Genomic DNA, 20,955 nt, shown 5'->3' on the forward strand with positions numbered 1-20,955 from the left:
CCCGGCCCGCTCGGCCCACTACCGCGTCGGGGCGGGCCGCCTGTCGACGGCGGTGTCCTCGTCCGCCGGCTCCCCCGCCGGCCCGGTCTCGGGGGCCGGCTCGGGCTCCGGTGAGGGCTCCGGAAACCACAGGCCGGCGACCAGCCCGCGCGGCGTGGCGGGCCACATGGTGAGCCGCCCGTCGGAGGCGTCCACCAGCACAGCGGCGATGGTCAGGCCGAGCCCGGCGCCGTCGACGTTCTGCGCGTCCGGCGCCCGCCAGAACCGCTCGGTGGCCTGGCCGAGCTGACTCTCCGTCATCCCCGGGCCGGTGTCGCGCACCTCCAGGACCACCCCACCGTCGCGGCGGGTCACGGTCACCGTCACCGCCCCGCCCGCCCCACTGAACTTCACCGCGTTGTCGATGAGCGCGTCCAACGCCTGGTCGACGGCTGTCGGTACGGTCCGCGCGTACGCCGGGGCGTCGCTCGTGGCCAGCCGCAGCGACACCGACCGGTGCCGGGCCAACGGCGCCCACGCGGACACCCGGGACGCGGCCACGGCGGCGGCGTCCACGGTGACGCGCTCGTTCTCCTCCCGTTCGGCGCGGGCCAGGGTCAGCAGCGCGTCGAGCACCAGCGCCAACCTGTCGGTCTCCTCCAGCGCCAGCCGGTGCTCGGACCGCCCGTCCTCGTCGGTGAGGCTGGGCCCCAGCTCCTCCACCCGCAGGCGCAGCGCCGTGAGCGGGTTGCGCAGCTGGTGGCTGGCGTGCGCCACGAACGCGCGCTGCCGGTCCATCACGTCGGAGACCACGTCGGCCATGTGGTTGAAGCTGGCCGCGAGCCGGCGCAGCTCCGGCGGACCGAGCCGGTGCTGCACGCGCGCCCCCCGATCACCCTCGGCGATCTCGTGGGTGACCGCGTCCAGCTCGGTCACCGGGCGCAGCACCCAGCCGGCCAGCCAGAACGCGGTGAGCACGCAGGCCAGCACGACGAGCAGGCCGGCCAGGGTGAGTAGCAGCCACCAGGTGCCCACCGCCCGACGGATCTCGTCGGCCGGCGTCACGATCACCACCGCGCCGAGGACCTCACCGCCGTCGTTGATGGGCACCGCCACCACCACCGGCCCGGCCGACCAGGGCCAGACCGACTCGGGCGCACTTGCCTGCTGCCCGGACAACGCGACGTCCAGCACCATGGCGGTGCCGGTGGACTGCCAGCTCGCCGAGTCGACGACGATGTCCCGGTCCCGGTCGACGACCGCCGCGCCGATCCCGTACAGCTCGTCGTAGCTGCGCAGCTCCGCCCCGATCGGGCCGGGCCCGCCGCCGCGCAGCGCCGGCCCGGCGAGCGAGGCGAACCGGGTGGCGTCGGCGAGCCGGTCGGCGCGTACCCGCTCGGTCTCCCGGCTGGCCAGGGTGACGGCGAGCGGGCTCTCCAACGCGATGAGGACGAGCACCATCAGCAGCAGGTAACTGATCACCAGTCGACGGCGCACGGCAGCCCCTCACGCATCGCGCAACCGGTAGCCGACCCCGCGGACGGTCTCCACCAGGCGCGCGTCGCCCAGCTTGCCGCGCAACGACCCGACGTGCACCTCGACGGTGTGCCGATCGGCCCAGGTGGTGCCCCAGGCGTCGAGCAGGATGCGGTCGCGGGGCACCGCCACCCCCGGCTGGCGGGCCAGCGACAGCAAAACGTCGAACTCCTTGCGGGTAAGCGTGACCGCGCGCCCCGCCACCGTCACCGTGCGGGCGGCCACGTCGATGCGTACCGCCCCCGCCTCGATCAGGTGCCGCTCGGGCGCCGCGTTCGCGGCCCGCCGCAGCACGGCCTCGATCCGGGCCTGCAGCTCGACCATCGAGAACGGTTTGACCACGTAGTCGTCCGCGCCGAGGCGCAGCCCGAGCACCCGGTCGCGTTCCTCACCCCGCGCGGTCACCGCGATGATGCCGAGCTGGCTGCTGCGTCGACGCAGCTCCCGACACACGTCGGTGCCGTCCCCGTCGGGCAGGGTCAGATCGAGCAGCACCAGGTCGCAGGGGGCGGCCGAGAGGGCCGCCGCGACGGTGGCCGCGTGCTCGACCTCGTAGCCGCGGCGGGTCAGGGCGGAGGAGAGCGCGGCGGCCACGCGGCGGTCGTCCTCCACCAGCAGGATCCGCACCGTGCCCCCATCCGTCGCAGCCGTCCTGCGAATGGTGGCAGAAGGGCGCCGCGAGCGGGAGGCCGCCTCCGGTCGGGTCGGCTACAGACCGAAGACGTCGTCGGCGACCGCGTCGCGGACGCCGTCGGCGAAGCCCCGGAAGCCCGGGTCGTCGTGGCGGGCCGGCACGCTCGTGACGTTGACGCCGCTGGCCTGGGTGACGGCGTCGACCAGGGGCGGATAGTCGATCTCGGCGTCGTCGAAGGCGTCGTCGTCCGCCTCGGCCAGGTTGATCACATGCTGTACGTCGTCGGACGGGGTGTCCGGGTCCTCGGCCCACTCGCCGCCGGCCCGGTAGCACTCGTCGTACAACCCGCGCTGGGTGTCGGTCCAGTCGTCGTCGTAGCTCGCCATCGTCCATCCCTCCACGGCCGCTCCACCTGAGCATGCCGGGCCGCGACCGAGGTCGGCGGCGGTACGGCCGAAACGCCCACCGGGCCGACGTAGGCTGCGGAGATGATCTACAAGCTGCTGCCGACGACCGAGTGGGACGACGCCCGGGCCGCCGGCACCTTCACCGGCTCCGCGGTGGACCGGCAGGACGGTTTCATCCACCTCTCCGCCGGCGACCAGGTGGTGGAGACCGCTCGCCGGCACTTCACCGGCGTCACGGGCCTCACCCTGCTCAGCGTCGAGGAGGAGCGACTGGGCGACGCGCTGCACTGGGAGCCGTCCCGCGGCGGGCAACTCTTTCCGCACCTGTACGGGCCGCTGCCGGTCGCGGCGGTGGCGGCGGCGCAGGCGTTGCCGGTGGACACCCCGGCCGCCGAGGCGGTGGCGGCGCTGCTCGGCTGAGCGGTCGATATGCTACGCCGAGTCCCGCGCCCCGACGGCACGCTCCGTGCCCGGGGCAGCGTGGCAGCCCCGATCCGCGCGACCGGTGCCAAGTTCCCGGCCCGAGCCGGCGCGGGTCACCGACGGCGCTCTGCGCCCTGCGACACATGCGAGTTGAAGGATGACTGACAGCACCTCACCGGCCCCCTCGGTCTTCGTCCACCCCACCGCCGACGTCGAGGACGGCGCCCAGGTCGGCGACGGCACCAAGGTCTGGCACCTGGCCCACATCCGATCATCGGCCCAGGTGGGCGCGGGCTGCGTGATCGGGCGCAACGTGTATGTCGACGCCACCGTGACGGTCGGCGACCGCGTGAAGATCCAGAACAACGTCTCCGTCTACCAGGGCGTGACCATCGAGGACGAGGTCTTCGTCGGCCCGTGCGCGGTCTTCACCAACGACTTTCGGCCGCGGGCGCAGAATCCGGACTGGACCATCACGCCGACCCTGGTCCGGCGAGGCGCCTCCATCGGCGCGAACGCGACCCTGGTCTGCGGCATCGAGGTCGGCGAGTACGCGATGATCGCCGCCGGCTCGGTGGTGACGAAGGACGTGCAGCCGTACCAGCTGGTCGCCGGCAACCCGGCCCGGCCGAAGGGCTGGGTCGACGCCAAGGGCGAGGTCATCTCCCGGGACGTGGAGAACCCGCCGCAGCAGGGCTGAAAAGGCGCGGCGGGGGCGGTCGTCGTCGACGACCACCCCCGCCGGGAGCGCATCCGGAGTCAGCCGCCGATGACCACTCGGCGGACGCCCGCCCAGCGCGCCGGGTCGGTGACCCGACGGCCGTCGACAAGCACCGTCACGCCAGGCAGGTCGCCCGGGGCGAGGTTGCGGTACTCGGCGTGATCCGCCTGGATGACGGCTGCGCCGATCGGCTGGCCGTCGTAGCCGGGCAGCCCGTGCGCGGCCAGCTCGTCGTTGGTGTACATCGGGTCGGAGACGTACGGCGTGGCACCGCGCTTGCGCAGCGCCTCGACGGTCGGGAAGACCCCGGAGAACGCGGTCTCCTTGACGCCGCCCCGGTAGGCGGCACCGAGCACCAGCACGCCCACACCGGACAGGTCACCGTACGCGGCGGCGAGCAGGTCGACGGCGTAGTCGGGCATGGCCGCGTTGGCCTCCCGGGCCGAGCGCACCACGGTGGCCGCCGGGTCGTTCCAGAGGTACATCCGCGGGTAGATCGGGATGCAGTGGCCGCCGACGGCGATGCCCGGTGAATGGATGTGGCTGTACGGCTGGGTGTTGCATGCCTCGATGACCTTGGTGACGTCGACGCCGACGGTGTCGGCGAAACGGGCGAACTGGTTGGCCAGCCCGATGTTGACGTCCCGGTAGGTCGTCTCGGCCAGCTTGGCCAGCTCCGACGCCTCCGCCGACCCGAGGTCCCACACGCCGTTGGGCTGGGACAGTTCCGGCCGCTCGTCGAAGTCGAGCACCGCCTCGTAGAACCGGACACCGTGCGCGGCCGACGCCTCGTCGACGCCACCGACGAGCTTGGGGTAGCGACGCAGGTCGGCGAAGACCCGACCGGTCAGCACCCGCTCCGGGCTGAACACGAGGTGGAAGTCCTTGCCGACGGTGAGGCCCGAGCCCTCCTCCAGCATGGGCGCCCAGCGGCTGCGGGTGGTGCCGACCGGCAGGGTGGTCTCGTAGCTGACCAGGGTGCCCGGCTTGAGCCCACGGGCGATCGCCCGGGTCGCGTCGTCCATCCAGCCGAAGTCCGGCACACCCTCGCCATCGACGAAGAGCGGCACGACCACGACGACGGCCTCGGACTCGGCGACCGCGGCGGCGGTGTCGGTGGTGGCCGACAACAGCCCGGCGGCGACCGCCTCCTTGAGCTTGACGTCCAGGTCGGTCTCACCGGGGAACGGGACCACCCCGTCGTTGACCAGGCTGACAACCCGCTCGGAGACGTCGGCACCGAGCACTCGATGCCCCTTCGCGGCGAACTGCACGGCCAGCGGCAGCCCGATCTTTCCGAGTGCGACGACGGAGATGTTCATGGCTACTACTTTCCTCCTAGTGGGAGCCTGCGTCGCAGGCGGGCCATCAGCCGGCGCGGCGTCACAGGTGCTACGGCGATGACGAGCTGGCCCTTGTGATTCGTGGTGCTGGTGAACAGGTACAGCCGGGAGCCGTGACGCACCACGGTCCGCAGCGGCGCCGATTGCCGAGGACCGCGCAACGCCGCCGACCCGGTGGCCCCGAAGGCGCTCACCTGAGCCTGGACGACCCGCAGCTCGCCGCCGGGGGCGATGGCGGCCAGCACCCGCTTCAACGGTATCCGGGACCGGACGGTCGTCCCCGTGGCGTCCGCCTCGACCGCGAGGGTAGCGCCCGCCAAGTCCCCGGCGGACAGCTGGATCCCGGAGGTGACCGTCGGGAGGTCCGGGCGAGGGCTTCGCGCGGTCACGACCAGCGCCGGCGCGCCGGTCCGGCCGCCCTCGTAGGCGGCAGAGACGGTGTCGAACCGGGCCAGCCAGTCGGGGACCGTGTCGGTGATCTCGAACCAGGGGTCCGGGATGCCCAGCCGGGGTTCACGGAAGCCGGGGTAGCCGGCGTACCAGCGGTCGCCGTCCACCACTGCGGGCGGGATGCCCTGCTGCGCGTCCTGCCGGATCACCGCGAGCAGGTCGTCGAGGTCGCCGTAACGGGCTGCGGCGAGACGGACCCGGGATTCGATGGGCAGCCGGTCCCGGATGTCGTCGGTGAGGTACTCCTGGGCCAGCTTCCGCACCCCGACCCGCACGCCGTCCTGGGTGTCCCGGTTGAGCCGCAGGAAGTCGTTCTCCAGGAGTTTGGCGACCTCCAGGGTGAAGTGCCGCAGTAGCACCGCGTCGCGACGCTTGCCCGGCTCCACCAGCCGCGCCACGAAGTGGACGAGCTCCTCGGCGCAGCGCAGCCGCTCCAGGTGCCGGCTCTTGTAGGTGATGTTACGGGCATTCAGCCGGCGCACCGCGTAGTAGTAGTCGTAGTCGGCGAGCACGGAGATCCGCCGGGCGTGCACGCACGCCTCGATCGTGAACGGCTGGTCGCTGCCGACCGGCATGTCCTCCGGGTAGCGCAGCCCGTGCCGCTCGATCAGCTCACGGCGGAACAGCTTGGTGTTCGACAGCGACCAGGGAAGCGCGGAGTCGAAGAGGTCGACGTCCGGCTCCGTGCTTTCGAAGATCGCCTGGTGGATGTAGCGACTGTTGACTCCGACGGTGCGGCCGAGCACGACGTCCGATTCCCACCGGTCGGCGGCGGCCACCAACCGCTCCAGCGCCTCCGGGCCCAGGTAGTCGTCGGCACCGATGAAGAAGACGTACCGCCCGGTGGCGTGCTCCAGACCCCGGTTGCTCGGTGCTGCCGGCCCACCGGAGTTCGGCTGGTGGATGACCTTGACGGTGCCGGGGTAGAGACGGGCGAAACGGTCGAGCTCGCGTCCGCTGCCGTCGGTGGAGCCATCGTCCACCGCGACGACCTCCAGCCGGTCCCGACCGATCGTCTGCTCAATCAGCGACGTCAGGCAACGGGTCAGGTACGGCATGGTGTTGTAGACGGCGGTGACGACTGTCACGTCCGGTGGGGTCACGTGCCGGCTCCCACCGACGACTGGATCTCGCTCGCGAGACCGCGACCGCCGGCGGTGGGTCGCGGCCGGTCCGGCAGCAGCCGCCGGTACACCCCGTCCATCACCTCGGCCTGGGCCTCCCAGGTCCAGCTCTCCAGCAGTCCGGGACGGTCGTAGGCGGCCCGGTAGCGCGCGGGATCGGCGAGCACCTCCCGCACGGCGCGAACGTAGTCCGTCACGTCCTCGGCCCGGAACACCTCGCCCTGCCCCGTCGAGCGGACCGTGCCGGCCATCGTCTTCACGTCGCTGACCACCAGGGGCAGCCGGGCATGCGAGTACTCGAAGAACTTGGTGATCAGCGCGATCTCGTGGTTGGGCCAGTGGTGGATCGGGATCACCCCGGCGTCCGCCGCCGACAGGAACGACACCACCTGCCAGTGCGCCACGTACGGCAGCGTGTGCACCCGGTCGGCGACACCGAGTCGCGCCGCCCGGGCGAGCACGCCCGTCACGTACGGGCCGGTCGGCTTGTTCACGACCAGCGCCACGTGCACGTCGGGCAACTGCGGCAGGGCGTCGACCATGATGTCGAGACCACGCTGCCGGGCCGCCGCCCCGCTGTAGACGAGCAGCGGCACGTCGGGGCCGACGCCGCAGAGCGCCCGCAGGTCCGGTACGGGAGCGTCCGGGTCCAGTGCCCCGTGGTCGGCGGCCGGCGCGTTGAGCACCACGTCCGGCGCCCGGGACAGCCCGTGCTCGCGTTGCAGCAGCTCGGCCAGCCCGTCCGAGACGGTCATCACCGCGTCGGCGTAGCGGGCGTACTCCCGCTCGTGGGCCTTGTGGGCCGGCAGCCAACGCGCGTTGTCCTGCCACGGCTTGAGCCCGGGCAGGAACTCGTGGGCATCCCAGACCAGCTTGATCTCGCGTCCCTCGACGGCAGCGCGGATCTTGGCGCGGGCGCCGACACCGAGCATCCGGAAGTCGTTCGCGTGGATCAGGTCCGGCCGCAGCTCATCGATGACCGGTCCGTACGCCAGTTCGTAGTCCCACAGGCCGGGCTCCAGTCGTCGCCACGCGCCGTCGCCCTTCGCCGCCTGCCAGAACAGGGTGTAGGCGCGGTCCCACGGGTTGCGGAACTTCCGCCGGGTGCGGGCCCGGGTGAGCTGCCAGTAGCGGAACGAGACCCACTTGCGGGTCACCTGGGCGACGATCCGCTCCGCGGCCAGGGCCCGGCGGCGCAGCGCGAGGCGGGGGGCGGCGGGATCGGCCAGCTTGAGCTGAGCCGCCCGGACCGCGAGGTCGGCCTGCCACGCCTTGACGGCCTGGGCGCGGTGCGGGGCGATGCCGCTCGGCGGGTACGCCAACGGCCAGCGCAGCCAGGCCCGACGGAACTCGTGCCGACGCCGCGCGAGCGGGTCGGGCATGGCCAGCAGACGCACCTCGGCCCGACCGAGCTGCCAGGTCTGGGGCACCCCGACCGGCGAACGGCCGAGCAGCACGACGTCCCAGCCGGCCTCGGCCGCCGAACGCGCCGCCTTCTGCACCCGGGAGTCACCGTTGACGCCGTTGTCGACAAGCATGACAACCCGTCCACGAGAACCCGGCGCAGCGGGCGCACCATCGAGCTCCATCTTTCGCCTCTCTAGCCTTGCCGGTCTCGTGCCCGGAAAGCCCGGGCGAGTTTACGGTAACGTCCGGCCGATACTCTCCCGGAGCGACCCGGTGTCGCGGCGTCGACCGGTCGTTCGGTCCGCTGCCTGTCGCTCAGCGCGAGCCGCTCGGCAGGAGTGCCGCGGCCGGGCCGGCTGGTTCCGGTCGGCGCTGCCCGCACAGCCGGGCGTAGACGCCGTCCAGCACCTCCGCCTGCCGCTCCCAGGTCCACTGGTCCAACAGACCCGGCCGGTCGTACGCGGCCACGTAGCGCCCGGGGTCGCCGAGCACCGCGCGGACGGCCCGGACGAACTCGTCCACGTCCTGTGCCCGGAACACCTCGCCCTGCCCGGTCGAGCGGACCGTCTCCGCCATCGTCTTCACGTCACTCACCACGATCGGCAGGCGGGCGTGCGAGTACTCGAAGAACTTGTTGCTGAGCGCGATCTCGTGGTTGGGCAGGTGGTGCAGCGGGCTGATGGCGGCGTCCGCGGCCGACAGGAACGCGGCCACCTGGTGGTGGGCGACGTACGGCAGCGTGTGCACCCGGTCGGCGACACCCAGCTCCGCGGCGCGGGCGAGCAGCTTGGCGATCGACGGCGTGCTGGTCTTCCCCGGCGGCAGGGAGACCAGTGCCAGATGCACCCCGGACAGCTTCGGCAGCGCCTCCACGGCCACGTCGACGCCGCGTACCGGGGCCACCGCACCCGAGTAGGCAAGCAACGGCACATCCGGGCCGATACCGCAGCGGGCACGCAGGTCCGGCGCCGGCGCGGCGTCGGCCGGGGCGGGGCCGACGTTCGGCGCGTTCAGCACCACGGCCGGTCGTTCCCGCAGTCGATGCTCCCGCTGGAGCAGGTCGGCCAGGGCCTCCGAGACGGTGACCACGGCGTCTGCGACCGGCGCGTACTCCCGCTCGTGGGCGCACTGGGCGCGCAACCACCGGCCCTTGCTCAATCCCGGGTTGAGCCCCGGCAGGAACTCGTGCGCGTCCCAGACCAGCTTGACCGGCCGGCCGGCGGCGCGGGCCCGCAGGGTGGCCCGGGCGCCGACGCCGAGCATCTTGTAGTCGTTGGCGTGGATGAGGTCCGGGCGCAACTCGTCGATCACCGGGCCGAAGGCCAGCTCCCAGTCCCACAGCGCGGGTTCCAGCCGGCGCCACGCACGGTCGCCCCGGACCGCCTCCCAGAACCGGGTGTACGCCCGGTCGAGGGGTCCGGCGAGCTTCCGGCGCGCCTGCTGCCCCCGGCTGAGCTGCCAGTAGCGGAACGACACCCAGCGGGACACCGTCTGCGCGGCCAGGTGCTCCGCCCTCAGCGCGGTCCGCCGCCAGCCGGGAGCCGGGTGGCCGGCACGGGCGGCGAGGGTCAGCTCCGCCTCGCGCAGCCGCAGGTCCGTACGCCAGGCCTTGACCGCCTGTGCACGGTGCGGGGCGATGCCGTTCGGCGGGTACGACAGCACACCGCGTCGCCACACCCGGCGGAACTCGTGCCGACGGCGGCGCAGCAGGTCGGGCACGGTGAGCAGGCGAACCTCCGCGCCACCCAGCTGCCACGTGCGCGGAAGGCCGTCGGGAGCCTTGCCCAGCAGGATGACCTCCCAGCCGGCGTCGGCGGCCGAGCGGGCCGCCTTCTGGACCCGGGAGTCGCCGTGGACCCCGTTGTCGACAAGCATGACCACCCGGCCACGGGAGGTTGGTGCCCCGGCGGTGTCCTCGCGTCCCATGCTGTCTTCTTCTGCCTTTCGCCTGAAATCCGCCGCTCGGCGCGACCACGCCGATCCTGCCGGGCGTCGCCCTTCCGGCCAAGGGATCCTGCCGAGGTTACGGGAGTAGATCAGGACATCGAGTCGGGTACCGCCCACTCGGGCGGCCCGGACGGCGTCACCTCTGGCTCCCGCTCAGTTCAAGTTATCCCACAGGCCCTGGAGCAGGACCGCCTGCGCCACCGAGAGGATGACGAGCCCGGCCACCAGCGCGCCCGCCGGGAGCCGAGAGCGTCGGCTCCACCGGTCGACCATCACCCCGGCCGTTGCGGCCAGCAGCGGGTAGAGGAACGCCCAGGTCCGCTCCACCTCGCCGGGGCGCAGCTTGGTGTACACGGTGGGCAGGGCGGCCCAGCCGACCATCAGCAGGACCAGGATCAGGGGCAGGACCGGCCGGCGGGCGTCCGGAACGGCCCAGAACAACCCGGCAATCCCCAGCGCGGCCAGCGGCAGCCCGGCATAGATCAGCCAGGCCGACGGGCTGCCGACAATCCAGTACGGGTCGTACGGGCGCCCGGCGCCGGGCGAGGAACGGTACGAGGCGAGCACGTCGAAGCCGCCCAGCACCCTGGCCAGCACCAGGACGAGCGCTCCGCCAGCCAGCGCCGCGCCGAGCAGCCGGGCCGCGCGCTGCAGGCTGCCGCTCTGCACCAGCACCGCCAGCGTCGCTGCCAGGGCCACGAAGGAGGTGGCGAACGTCAGCAGCGTCCCCAGCCCCAGTACCGCGCCGGCCGCCGCGGCGACCAGCGCCGACCGTCGGTGGATGGCAAGCACGAACAGCGCGACAGCGGCGCTCATCACCAACGCGAACGTCATGTCGAGGCTGCTGTAGGCCAGCATGAGGGGTCCCGGCGCGGCCACGAACAGCGCCGCCGCGATGCGCCCGGCGCGCTCACCACCCAGCGTCCGTCCGATCGCCCACGCGCATGCCGCCGCCGCGAGCGCCAGGGCCGCCAGCACGGTGGCGATCCGCAGCGTGTGCGCGCTACCGAAGAGGCGGAAGAGCAGGTAGAGGAAGACGAGCGTCCCGGGGGGATGGGTGCGGGAGTTGTACGAGTGCAGGGCCGTGGTCATCCGGGGGTGCCGCTCAATGAACTCGCGGACTCCCAGCTCGTCGAGGAAGTGCAGGTCAGACGTGTAGTAGGGCGACTTTGGCCCGGTCGAGAGGCCGCGGATCAGGTCGTGCGGATCTCCTCGGACCAGGCCGACGGCCAGGGCGGTGAGCACTCCGCAGCCGATCAGCGCGCCGAGCGCCAGCCAGGTCGGGATCCGCCGCGACGAGGTGACCAGCCAGGCCGTCCCGGCGAGCAGCACCGCGGCCGGCAGGACAGTCAACGACAGCCGATCCCAGGTGGGTGCCCAGATGCCGTAGACGGGCGGGTGGGTGAACACCCCAAACGTGATAGGCGACCGGTGCAGGCCGTAGGCGAGCACGGCAAGCAGCGCGGCGGCGGTGCCGAGCAGCGCGAGGATCGGCCGGAACCCCGGGAGCGGGGCGGACGGCGGGGTGGGCTCGTCGACGGCGGGCGCCACCGCCGTCCTGGCGGCCCCGCTGGTCTCCTCCGCTGCGCCTGTCGGCAGTTGCGCCACGTCGTCTCTTCCCGTCCGCTCGACGCTCCGTATCAGGTGCCGGTTGGGCAGCCACGGCGACGCACACCATAGTCGACCGGAGAGCGCGACGCGGGACCCCGGCGGGTCGACAGCGCGTTCGAATGGCTTCCGGGACCGTCTCTGGTTAGCATCCGGCCGGTGAGCAGCCCCACCCAATCTCAGACCGGTCAGTCCGAGCCACCCGCCGAGCCGCTCCCGGCGCAGGCGGCGGAGGCGACGGCGAGCGGAAATCCGCCGGTCGGCCGGCCACCTCGCCGGTACGGCCTCGACGTGCTGCGGCTCCTCGCCATCTGCGGTGTCGTGGCCATCCACGTGTTCGGCACGTACGTGGCGAACGACGACCGTCGGGGCAGCCGCAACTGGTGGCTCGCCACAGCCGTGGACATCGGCGCGATCTGGACCGTGCCCGTGTTCGTCATGATCAGTGGAGCGTTGGTGCTCGCGCCCCGGCTGCACCAGGCAGGCCCCGCCGCCTTCTACCGCCGCCGCTTCGCCCGGGTCCTCCCGGCGCTGGTCGCCTGGCACCTGATCTACCTGTTCGGGGTGCGGATGCTGCTGCGTGGGGAGGAACTGACCGGGAAGGGTCTCACCCTGCTCCTGATCGACGGGAAGCTCTACACCGCCCTCTACTTCCTCTGGTTGATCGCCGGGCTCTACCTCGTCGCCCCGGTGCTGGCGGCGTTCCTCGCCGCCGGCGGTCAGCGCCGCGCGTACGGCACCGCGGCGGTCGCCCTCGGCTGGACGTTGGCCGCGTTCATCGTCAGTGGGATCGCCGGCCTGATCGGCGTGAGCCGCCCGATCCACCTCGGCGCGTGGACGATGTGGTGGCCCTACGTCGGCTACTTCCTCGCCGGATGGGCGTTGCGGAACACCCGGCTGCGGGGCTGGCAGCTACCGGTGGCCGCGCTGGTCGCGTTGGCCCTGCTCGCCGAGGCGGTCTGGCGCTGGGGGGCCAAGCCGGACCTCCCCGTCCTCCAGGCCCTGCTGCCGGTCAGCTACGTCGGCGCAACGGTGGCGCTCGCCGCCATCTGCCTCTTCCTGGTCGCCCTGAGCCTCGGCGACCGGTGGCGACCGAGCGAGCGGACCGGACGGCTGATCGTCGACCTCTCGAACGCCTCCTTCGGGGTGTTCCTGGTGCACCTGCTGCTACTGGCCCTGATCCAGGCCGCTTTCCCCCAGCTCCCGGTGGGCGAGTCGCTCCTGACGACCGCGGCGACCTTTGCCGTGGTGATCGTCGGCTCCTTCGCGGTCTCCCTGGGGGCGGCCCGGGTGCCGTACCTGCGCGCGATCTTCTGAGCGCCGCGCCGGCGGGTGATGCCGCGCGCCCCGGGCAGCCGCTGCCGCGTCGCCGGAGGTCGCCGGTCGGCGACCCCCGGAGGGGGCTACCGACGACGGATTCGGCACAACTCGCACCGGCCCCGCCTGGGTCGTCCGTTCCGACTGACCCTGCGTGACGTATGGTCCTACGGCGAAGGCTCCCGGGCTTCGGCGGACACCAACGGTCGGCGCCCGACCGCCGGACGGCATCCGCCGCCTACCGTGTCGAGACGTGCAGGAGAGATGTTTCAGTGAAGGTCGTCAGCGTTGTCGGGGCTCGTCCTCAACTGGTCAAGTTGGCGCCGATCGCGGCCGCTTTCGCCGGCACCGGGCACGAACACGTGATCGTGCACACCGGCCAGCACTACGACGCCGACCTTTCGGACGTCTTCTTCACCGGCCTGGGCATCCCCGACCCGGATGTGCACCTGGGCATCGGCTCCGGCAGCCACGGCCTGCAGACCGGCGGGGTCCTGGCCGCGATCGACCCCGTGCTGGCCGAGCAGCAGCCGGACTGGGTGCTGGTCTACGGCGACACCAACTCGACGCTTGCCGGCGCGCTCTCCGCGGTGAAGCAGCACATCAAGGTGGCCCATCTGGAAGCCGGTCTGCGGTCGTTCAACCGCCGCATGCCCGAGGAGCACAACCGGGTACTCACCGACCACGCCGCCGATCTGCTGCTCGCGCCGACCGAGGAGGCCCTCCGCCACCTGACCCGCGAGGGTCTCGCCGAGCGCTCGGTGCTCAGCGGTGACGTCATGGTGGATGTCTGCCTGCGGGTACGGGACGCCGTCCAGCGCGGCGAGCACGCCCGTCCCGCGCTGCCGGACGGCATCGACTTCGACCAGCCGTACCTGGTCGCCACCCTGCACCGCCCGGACAACACCGACGACCCTGCCCGACTGGCCGCACTCATCGCCGCCCTGGCCGATCTGCCGGTGCCGGTGGCGCTGCTCGCCCACCCGCGGCTGGTGGCCCGCGCCGCGGAGCAGGGGCTGAAGCTCAACCAGGGCGCCGTGCACGTCGGCCGCCCGCTCGGCTACGGCGGCCTCGTCGCCGCCGTCCTCGGCTCGGTCGGGGTGGTCACCGACTCGGGTGGCCTGCAGAAGGAGGCGTACCTGCTCGGGCGCCCGTGCACGACGTTGCGCCCGGAGACCGAATGGGTGGAGACCATCAACGGCGACTGGAACCGGCTCATCCCGGATCCGGACGCGTTGGGCCGCCCGGCCTGGATCGAGGCCGCCACCCGCCCGGTGCCGAGCACCGAGCGCGGCACCCCGTACGGCGACGGCCACGCGGCCGAGCGTGTCGTCGAGATCCTCGCAGAGCGGCTCGGCTGACCAGCGCACCAGGTGCTACGGCACGGTCGGCCCACCGTCGATGACTCGGCACCCGGATCCGTCGCTGGTAGCGACGGATCCGCTGCCGCGACTCAGGGAGGAACAACTCGAGTGACGGCACCTTTCCGCAGTCGCGTCGCTATCGTCACGCCCTGGTATCCCAGCACCCAGCGGCCGTTCCTCGGCGCGTTCGTCAAGGCAATGGTCGAGGCCACCGCGCCTGGCGAGGACATGACAGTCCTGCACTGCGATGAGTGGGCGGGCCGGTTCGGCCCGGCCGAGGAGGCGGAGATCCTCCGTGCCCACCACGCGCTGCTCCCCCGTACGCTGCGGCCCCGACCGACCGTGGGCGGCGCGGCGCTGCTGCACCTGCCGGTGCCGCTGGCGGTCGGGTTGTCCTACGCCACCATCGCCCGCCGGCACGAGGAGACTCTGCGGGCGGCGCTCGGGGGCCGGCCGATCGACAGCGAGGTCGTACACGCCCACGTCGGATTGCCCGGCGGCTGGGCGGCGCTGCGCAACGCCCGCCCCGACGCCCGCGTGTTCGTCACCGAGCACGCCACCTTCCTCGACGCGGTGCTCGAGCAACCCGAGGCTCGCGCCATGTACGACGAACTGCTGCGCCGCTGCGCGGGGGTGTTCGCGGTGGGCGGCGCGGTGCGTGACCCGCTGGTCGCGGCCTTCCCGGAGCACGCCGACAAGGTTCGGTTCATCCCCAACCCGGTCTCCTTCGCCACCACCCGGGACACCCCGGTGACGGAGCTGCGGCGCTGGTTGTTCGTCGGCGGGCTGATCCCCCGCAAAGGTGTGCTACGGCTGCTCGAGGCCTTCGCGCTGTGCCGGGCGGAGGACCGGTCGTTGACCCTGACCTTCGTGGGCGAGGGCCCGTTGCAGGGCCGACTTACCGAGCGGGCCGCCGAGCTCGGCCTGTCGGAGGCGCTCCGGTTCACCGGGGCGGTGCCGCCCGAGACGGCGCTGCGCCTGATGCGCGAGCACGACGTGCTGGTGCACCCGAGCCAGTTCGAGACGTTCGGAATGACAGTGGTGGAAGCGTCCGCGGCCGGTATGCCCGTGCTGGTGACCCGTTGCGGCGGCCCCGAGGAGAGCCTGGCCGGCATCGAGGACGCGGCGGGTGAGCTGGTCGACGTCGCCGACGACGGCGAGTCCCTGGCCGCCGGGTATCGGCGGCTCCGGGACCGGTTCACCGCGGGGATGGCGCTCGACCGGGCCCGACGAGAACTGACCGACCGCTACGGCTACGAAGCCGTGGCGCTGGCGCACCAGCGGGCGTGGTTCGGCGAAACAGTCCCGGCCGCAACGGCGGATCAGGAGAGGGCCGATGGCTGAGTCGCAGGTGATCTTCCTGGCCCTGGGCGGCAACCGGGCCCGGGTCGTCGCCGAGGAATCGGGTCGGGTGGTCGCCTGCGGTGGATCGGCGACCGTCGTGGTCGACGAACTGGCCGCCTGGCGGGCCCAGCGCTTCGCACCGGGGGTACGGGTGGTTGAGCTGGCGCGGCTGCGCCGCCGGCACCTGCCGGTGGCGGCCGAGCAGCTCCTGGTGCACCGGGCACCCCGGGCAGCGCTGCGGGCGATCGGGCGGGGGCCGCTCGCCAAATGGTCGCGGCGGGCCGGCCCGGCCTACGAGCGCCGGATCGCCGACCGCTTTCACCGCCGGGTCTTCCTCCCGGTCTACCAGCGACTCTGGGGCGACGTGAGTTATCGCCTGATGCGCCGGTTCGTGATCCGCGCCAGCGGGTACGACCTGCTGGTGGTCGGGGACCCGGCGTCCATCCCGGTCGCCGCGCGGCTCGCCGAGGAACGGCACCGCATCAAGAACATCGCGTACGGCCTCGAATCCGCCCAGGGCGGCGCGGCACAGCCAGCGTGACGACGCCGAGACACCTCGTAGAGAATGGCGCATGATGAACAGACGCAGCAGGCGAGGGCCTCGCGTGCTCTACCTGTCCTTCTACTTCCCTCCGTCGCGGGCCAGCGGCGTGTACCGCGCGCGGGCGACAGCGAACCACCTGGCGGCGCAGGGTTGGGACGTCACAGTGCTCGCCGCGCCGTTGAAGTTTCTGCACGAGGCGATCGGCTCGGTCGACGAGAAGCTGGCCGAGACGGTCGACGAGCGGATCCGGGTCGAGCGGCCCCGGCTGAACCACTTCATCTGGGAACGCGACGTACGCCGCTTCAGCCGGTTCCGGCAGGCCATGCCGGTGACCTCTCGCTACATCTACGACCTCGGCCAGCGGCTCTTCCCCGAGCACTACGCGTCGTGGGGCTGGGCCTCGGTGCGCAAGGCGCTGCGAATGCACGCCAGGGCCCCGTTCGACGTGGTGTTGGCTACCGGCAACCCGTTCGCCTCGTTCGCCGCGGCGTGGTTGATCCACAAGTTCACCCGGTTGCCCTACGTGGTGGACTACCGCGACTCGTGGACGTTGGATCTCTTCGCCGACGAGCCGGCCTTCACCGATGAGCATCCGGTGTGGGCGTGGGAGCGGCGGGTGCTCCGCGACGCCGGCCACTCGGTCTTCGTCAACGAGGCGCTGCGCGGCTGGCACGCCGAGCGGTATCCCGAGGCGGCTGACCGCATGATGGTCGTCGCGAACGGCTGGGATCCGGAGCTCCTGCCGGTCGCCGAGATGCCCCCGCCGCCATCGGCAGGGGCGACGCGTGCGCCGCTGAGCTTCTCGTACCTGGGTACGGTCACCCACGCGCAGCCGGTGGAGGAGCTGGTCGAGGCTTGGGGGTTGGCACGCCGGCACCCCGACCTGGCCGACGCCAACCTGAACATCTTCGGCCACCTGGGCTTCTTCCGCGGCAGCGACGTGCAGCTCCTCGAGCGTCTCGGTCTGGACCCGGCGGCGAACAAGGTGGACGACCCGGTGTCCGGGGTGCGCTACCGCGGGCCGGTGGCGAAGACCGACGTGGCAAGCGCGTACGCCGAGAGCGACGTGCTGGTCTTCCTTGCCGGCGGCGCCCGCTACGTCACCTCCGGCAAGATCTTCGAGTACATGGCCAGTGGCCGGCCGATCGTCTCGGTGCACGCGCCCGGCATTGCCGCCACGGAGGTGCTGCGCGGTTACCCGCTCTGGTTCAACGCAGACAGCCTGGAGCCGGAACGCATCGCGGAGACGATGATCGCCGCCGCGAAACTGGCCCGCGATCTCACCCCGCAGGCTCGGGCGGCGGCGATGGCGTATGCCCAGACGTACACCCGCGAGCGGATGCTGGCCCCGCTGGAGGCGGAGCTGCGGGCGCTGGCCGGGGCGCCGCGGCCCACACCACAGCCGGAGGAGGTGCCCGCGTGAAGATGCAGGACGACCAGGTCGAGGGCACCGAGACGGTGGTGACAGCCGTTGACGAGGAGCACCTCCACGACGCGGCGGCCGGCCGGCCGAAGCGGATCGTCATCCTGTCGCTGATCCACCGACCGTCGCTGCGGCTGACGAACTACGTGCAGAGCCTCGTCGGGCGCGGCGACGACGTCCACGTTCTGGTCTCCCGGTTGGAGCACTGGGAGGAGGCCGCGCTGGAGCACCCGCCGCACCTGCACCCGCTGGACCGTCCCGAGGAGCAGCTACCGGTCCGCCGGGCGGAGCGGCTGCTGGTGTTCCGGGTGCCTCGAGCGGTCAGCAAGGCCGCGGGTCGGCTGGCCCAGCGGCGGTGGGGCCGGCCGTTGCGCCGCCCGGCGGACGTGCTGTCGCGGGCGCAGGCAAAGGTCTCCGGGGCTGTCCACAAGCGACTCTTCATGCCGCCCTACCGGGCGTTCCGCCCCCGGCTGCTGGCCACGCAGTTTGACGCGGCGCTGCGCGCGGTCGACCTGGACACCGTGGACCTGGTGGTCGCGTCGGACGTCTACACGGTCACGCTTGCCGCACGTGTGGCCCGCCAGTATCCGGACCTGCGCGTCACGACCGGTCTGGAACTCTAGGCAGTCGACAGACGAAGGGGCGGCCCGCGGTGACGCGGGCCGCCCCTTCGGCCGTACGGGTGGGGCGGGCGGCCGCCCCACCGTCAGCTGAGGAAGTCCTCGAAGACGCTGGCGGTGCGCCGGCCGTCGTGGAACTCCCGGGCGTACTCGACCGATGCCGCGCCGATCTGCGCCGCCCGCTCCCGGTCCTCGATCAGCGACTCGATCGCCTTGCGCAGCGAGCCGGGGGTGGCGTTGACGATCGGCGGGTGGGCGCCGAACCGGGCGTGCATCTCCTCGTTGAGGAACGCCACGACGGGCCGGCCGGCAGCCATGGCCTCGACGGCGAAGGTGCCGTACGCGCCGGTGGCGAACTGGTCGAGCACAATGTCGGCGGTGCGGACGAGTTCCCGCATCTCCTCCCATGGCACGCCCTCGATCAGCTTCAGCTCGATCGCCTGCTCGTCGTGCAGCTCGGTGAGGACGGGCAGGATCCGGTCCGTGCCCTTGGTCCAGCGGGCCGATGGCGCGTGCAGAACCACCGGCCGGCGGCGCTGCATGACCGGGTGATCGCTGGCCCAGCTCGCCACGTCGACCACCTGGGGTGCCCAGGCTGCCCCGGGCAGGTCCTCCAGGAGGTCCGGAGTGGTGACGAAGAGCGGCAGGCCGCTCTCTTCGGCGACCCGACGGTTGCGCTCGGCGCGACGGGTCAGTCGCTCCGCCACACCTTCGGGCGCGTCCCGGAACAGTGAGAACTCGTGCCGTTCCAGGTGCCGACCCGGATGCCGAATCTCGCTGCCGTGCGCGAGCAGCGCCACCTTGATCTTGGCCTGGAGCAGTGCCGGCAGATCGCCCTCGATGTTGTCACCGTTGAGGTACCCGAAGACCGGCAGGAAGGCGTCCACGAGGAGGTGGGTCAAGCGCGGGACGATCCGCTGGACCTGCTCCAGCTGGAAGTCGAGCTGGTTGATCCGATTGAGGTCGAGGTAGACGTCGGCCGGGAAGACGAACGTGTCCGGCCCCTTGCGCATCACGACCTCGGCCGAGACGTCGGGGTTGTCCCGGCAGATGGCCTGCGCGAAGGCCGCCGCCTGGCCGGCGTAGTTGGCCGGGCCCAGGCCGAGCCGGATGCGGGTCTCGCCCAGCGGACGCCAGGCGTCCAGCGGCCGGTCGGCCGAGGTGTCGACAGGCTTGGGAGCGGCGTGCTCCTCCACCGTCCACGGCACCTCCGGCCGCGGCTGCCGGGGGGCGACCGGGGCGACCTCGCGGTAGAGCCTCATCAGCCCGGCGACCTGCTCCTCCCAGGACAGCTCGGTGAGGATGTCCTCCGTGATGTGCGCCTTCAGCTCGTCGCGCCGGGCGTACCCGCGGCGCACCGCCTCGACGAAGCTCGGCTGGTCGTCGGAGACGAAGACCTCGCCCACGTCGTGCGTCGAGACGTACGCGCCGAGGGTCTTGACGTCACTGGCGATCACCGGCAGCCGGCCGTGCAGGTACTCGGCCAGCTTGGTCGGCAGGGAGAGCTCGTAGTTCAGCGTCCGCTTGGAACAGATCAGCCCCAGGTCGGCGGTGGAGAGGTAGTCCGGAACGGCGTGCTGCGGCACGTAGGGCACCACGTGGATCCGGTCGCGGACGCCGATCTCCTCGGCGCGGTTGAGCAGGAACTCCAGTTCGGGGCTTGTCCGCCCGGAGACGATCGCCAGGTGGAACTCGGTCAGCTCGGCCAGCGAGTTGACCGCGGTGCCCAGCCCACGCTCCGCGGAGAGCCACCCGGAGTAGACCAGCAGCGGCACCTCGGGACCGACGCCGCTCGCCGCCCGCACCGACGGCGGGACGGCCTGCGTGCCGACCGACTCGCGAATCGGGGTGTTGCGGACCACCGGCGGGGTGATGGGCAACTTGTAGTCGGCCCGCAGCCGCTCGGCGATCTCCGGCGAGACGGTGACCACCGCGTCGGCGCGACGGATGAACTCCTTCTCCACGCCGGGGAACGCGGTGGACATTTCGGGCTTGGGCCAGTCGACGCCCGGGACGTACTCGTGGGCGTCGTAGATCCAGGCGACCTTCTCGCCACGCGCCCGCATGCGGGCGACGGTGAGCGCCGCCGTGTTGATCATCGTGATGTCGTTGGCGTGGATCAGGTCCGGCTTCAGTTCCTCGATGAACGGCCCGAAGGCCAGGTCGAGGTCGAGCAGTTGGGGCCAGTCCCGCCGCCAGTTGCCGGTCGGCTTCGGCTTCAGCGCCTGGGCCTGCTCCCAGCCGAAGGCGCGCTCCCGGAACTTGTGCGCAGCCCTGCGGACCCGCACCATGGCGCCCAGCGCCCGGCTCGGCGGCAGACCGATCAGCCGACGGGTGCCGGACTGGCTGCCGTCGCCGCGCAGCCAGCCGATCTCGGCGGTCGCCTGCCGAACCCAGGCCTGGTGGATCGCCCGGCGGCGGGCCATTGCCTGTTTGTCACTGATGCCGAACTGGGTGATCTTGCGACGCAGCGGATGGCCGGTCAGCTCCTGGCGCATGTGCGAGCGCACCGGGATCCGGACCACGTCGATCGGGCCCATCCGGGTTCGCCGGATCTTGGTGCCACCGGCACCGATCAGGGTGACGTCCCACCCGTCCCGGGCCGCCGCGATGGCGATCTTCTGGACGCGCGAGTCGCCGGTGATGCCGTTGGCTACGATGACCGCGAGCCGAGGCCGACGAGCGGGCGGTGCCATGCACGGTCCCTTCGTTGAAGAGGATCGAATCTGCTGTCCGGGGCGCACAGGGCACCGCGCCGGTCGGT

At 72.3% G+C, this 20,955-nt stretch carries 17 protein-coding genes; 8 read left to right on the plus strand and 9 right to left on the minus strand.

The genetic code is table 11. The features are described from left to right. Positions 1 to 18 precede the first annotated feature (18 nt). The 3 genes from ACGFIE_RS20720 to ACGFIE_RS20730 all read right to left on the minus strand — a co-directional run bounded on the left by ACGFIE_RS20720 (position 19) and on the right by ACGFIE_RS20730 (position 2,535). Positions 19 to 1,476: an ATP-binding protein gene (locus ACGFIE_RS20720; RefSeq protein WP_393296801.1), complete on the minus strand. Its 1,458-nt coding sequence runs from the start codon at positions 1,474 to 1,476 to the stop codon at positions 19 to 21. Between the two features lie 9 nt (positions 1,477 to 1,485). Next, a complete protein-coding gene (locus tag ACGFIE_RS20725) occupies positions 1,486 to 2,142 on the minus strand; it encodes a response regulator transcription factor (RefSeq protein WP_363688638.1) in 657 nt (218 codons plus the stop codon). Positions 2,143 to 2,223: 81 nt separating this feature from the next. Then, on the minus strand, positions 2,224 to 2,535 hold the full coding sequence (locus ACGFIE_RS20730; RefSeq protein WP_393296803.1) for a hypothetical protein: 312 nt from the start codon (positions 2,533 to 2,535) through the stop codon (positions 2,224 to 2,226). Positions 2,536 to 2,637: 102 nt separating this feature from the next. Between ACGFIE_RS20730 and ACGFIE_RS20735 the strand changes: the two genes are divergently transcribed. Together ACGFIE_RS20735 and ACGFIE_RS20740 are read left to right on the plus strand one after the other, a co-directional pair. Next, entirely contained in the window at positions 2,638 to 2,976 is a 339-nt protein-coding gene (locus tag ACGFIE_RS20735) for a DUF952 domain-containing protein (protein WP_393296805.1), read from the plus strand. Between the two features lie 160 nt (positions 2,977 to 3,136). Further along, the gene (locus ACGFIE_RS20740) at positions 3,137 to 3,679 is read left to right on the plus strand and encodes an acyltransferase (protein ID WP_363688632.1); all 543 of its coding nucleotides are present in this window, start codon (positions 3,137 to 3,139) and stop codon (positions 3,677 to 3,679) included. Between the two features lie 59 nt (positions 3,680 to 3,738). Here ACGFIE_RS20740 and ACGFIE_RS20745 read toward each other — a convergent pair whose 3' ends face one another. The 5 genes from ACGFIE_RS20745 to ACGFIE_RS20765 form a co-directional block, all read right to left on the minus strand. Then, positions 3,739 to 5,022 (minus strand): nucleotide sugar dehydrogenase, encoded by a 1,284-nt coding sequence (locus ACGFIE_RS20745; RefSeq protein ID WP_393296807.1) that lies wholly within the window; start codon positions 5,020 to 5,022, stop codon positions 3,739 to 3,741. Between the two features lie 5 nt (positions 5,023 to 5,027). Beyond that, positions 5,028 to 6,596, minus strand: coding sequence for a glycosyltransferase family 2 protein (locus tag ACGFIE_RS20750; protein ID WP_393296809.1), 1,569 nt, complete (start codon positions 6,594 to 6,596; stop codon positions 5,028 to 5,030). After that, complete coding sequence (locus ACGFIE_RS20755) at positions 6,593 to 8,155, minus strand: glycosyltransferase family 4 protein (RefSeq protein WP_393296811.1); 1,563 nt, start codon at positions 8,153 to 8,155, stop codon at positions 6,593 to 6,595. Before ACGFIE_RS20755 ends, ACGFIE_RS20750 begins: the two co-directional genes overlap by 4 nt. Before the next feature lie 184 nt (positions 8,156 to 8,339). Further along, positions 8,340 to 9,950, minus strand: a complete 1,611-nt coding sequence (locus tag ACGFIE_RS20760; protein WP_393296813.1) for a glycosyltransferase family 4 protein — start codon at positions 9,948 to 9,950, stop codon at positions 8,340 to 8,342. A 174-nt stretch (positions 9,951 to 10,124) separates the two neighbouring features. Next, a complete protein-coding gene (locus ACGFIE_RS20765) occupies positions 10,125 to 11,579 on the minus strand; it encodes a glycosyltransferase family 39 protein (protein ID WP_393296815.1) in 1,455 nt (484 codons plus the stop codon). Between the two features lie 159 nt (positions 11,580 to 11,738). Here ACGFIE_RS20765 and ACGFIE_RS20770 point away from each other — a divergent pair, with 159 nt between their 5' ends. The 6 genes from ACGFIE_RS20770 to ACGFIE_RS20795 all read left to right on the plus strand — a co-directional run bounded on the left by ACGFIE_RS20770 (position 11,739) and on the right by ACGFIE_RS20795 (position 18,194). Further along, positions 11,739 to 12,896, plus strand: coding sequence for an acyltransferase (locus ACGFIE_RS20770; protein ID WP_393296817.1), 1,158 nt, complete (start codon positions 11,739 to 11,741; stop codon positions 12,894 to 12,896). A 272-nt stretch (positions 12,897 to 13,168) separates the two neighbouring features. Beyond that, complete coding sequence (wecB, locus tag ACGFIE_RS20775) at positions 13,169 to 14,257, plus strand: non-hydrolyzing UDP-N-acetylglucosamine 2-epimerase (RefSeq protein ID WP_393296819.1); 1,089 nt, start codon at positions 13,169 to 13,171, stop codon at positions 14,255 to 14,257. Positions 14,258 to 14,368: 111 nt separating this feature from the next. Continuing rightward, positions 14,369 to 15,604, plus strand: coding sequence for a glycosyltransferase family 4 protein (locus ACGFIE_RS20780; protein ID WP_393296821.1), 1,236 nt, complete (start codon positions 14,369 to 14,371; stop codon positions 15,602 to 15,604). Continuing rightward, on the plus strand, positions 15,597 to 16,145 hold the full coding sequence (locus ACGFIE_RS20785) for a hypothetical protein (RefSeq protein WP_393296823.1): 549 nt from the start codon (positions 15,597 to 15,599) through the stop codon (positions 16,143 to 16,145). The genes ACGFIE_RS20780 and ACGFIE_RS20785 overlap by 8 nt, the downstream gene beginning before the upstream one ends. Positions 16,146 to 16,176: 31 nt before the next feature. Continuing rightward, positions 16,177 to 17,571, plus strand: a complete 1,395-nt coding sequence (locus ACGFIE_RS20790; RefSeq protein ID WP_393296825.1) for a glycosyltransferase — start codon at positions 16,177 to 16,179, stop codon at positions 17,569 to 17,571. Beyond that, the gene (locus tag ACGFIE_RS20795; RefSeq protein WP_393296827.1) at positions 17,568 to 18,194 is read left to right on the plus strand and encodes a hypothetical protein; all 627 of its coding nucleotides are present in this window, start codon (positions 17,568 to 17,570) and stop codon (positions 18,192 to 18,194) included. Before ACGFIE_RS20790 ends, ACGFIE_RS20795 begins: the two co-directional genes overlap by 4 nt. An 83-nt stretch (positions 18,195 to 18,277) precedes the next feature. Here ACGFIE_RS20795 and ACGFIE_RS20800 read toward each other — a convergent pair whose 3' ends face one another. Continuing rightward, positions 18,278 to 20,887 carry a glycosyltransferase gene (locus ACGFIE_RS20800; protein ID WP_393296829.1) on the minus strand — a complete coding sequence of 870 codons (2,610 nt, stop codon included), beginning with the start codon at positions 20,885 to 20,887 and terminating at the stop codon, positions 18,278 to 18,280. Positions 20,888 to 20,955: the final 68 nt, after the last annotated feature.

This window comes from Micromonospora sp. NPDC049275 (assembly GCF_043197115.1).
Classification (GTDB): Bacteria; Actinomycetota; Actinomycetes; order Mycobacteriales; family Micromonosporaceae; genus Micromonospora.

Excerpts from the sequence above, each read along its gene's own strand:
- ACGFIE_RS20800 (WP_393296829.1), bottom strand. The coding sequence starts at position 20,887 with ATGGCACCGCCCGCTCGTCGGCCTCGGCTCGCGGTCATCGTAGCCAAC.
- ACGFIE_RS20730 (WP_393296803.1), bottom strand. The coding sequence starts at position 2,535 with ATGGCGAGCTACGACGACGACTGGACCGACACCCAGCGCGGGTTGTAC.
- ACGFIE_RS20735 (WP_393296805.1), top strand. The coding sequence starts at position 2,638 with ATGATCTACAAGCTGCTGCCGACGACCGAGTGGGACGACGCCCGGGCC.
- ACGFIE_RS20785 (WP_393296823.1), top strand. The coding sequence starts at position 15,597 with ATGGCTGAGTCGCAGGTGATCTTCCTGGCCCTGGGCGGCAACCGGGCC.
- ACGFIE_RS20790 (WP_393296825.1), top strand. The coding sequence starts at position 16,177 with ATGATGAACAGACGCAGCAGGCGAGGGCCTCGCGTGCTCTACCTGTCC.
- ACGFIE_RS20740 (WP_363688632.1), top strand. The coding sequence starts at position 3,137 with ATGACTGACAGCACCTCACCGGCCCCCTCGGTCTTCGTCCACCCCACC.
- ACGFIE_RS20755 (WP_393296811.1), bottom strand. The coding sequence starts at position 8,155 with ATGCTTGTCGACAACGGCGTCAACGGTGACTCCCGGGTGCAGAAGGCG.
- ACGFIE_RS20760 (WP_393296813.1), bottom strand. The coding sequence starts at position 9,950 with ATGGGACGCGAGGACACCGCCGGGGCACCAACCTCCCGTGGCCGGGTG.
- ACGFIE_RS20745 (WP_393296807.1), bottom strand. The coding sequence starts at position 5,022 with ATGAACATCTCCGTCGTCGCACTCGGAAAGATCGGGCTGCCGCTGGCC.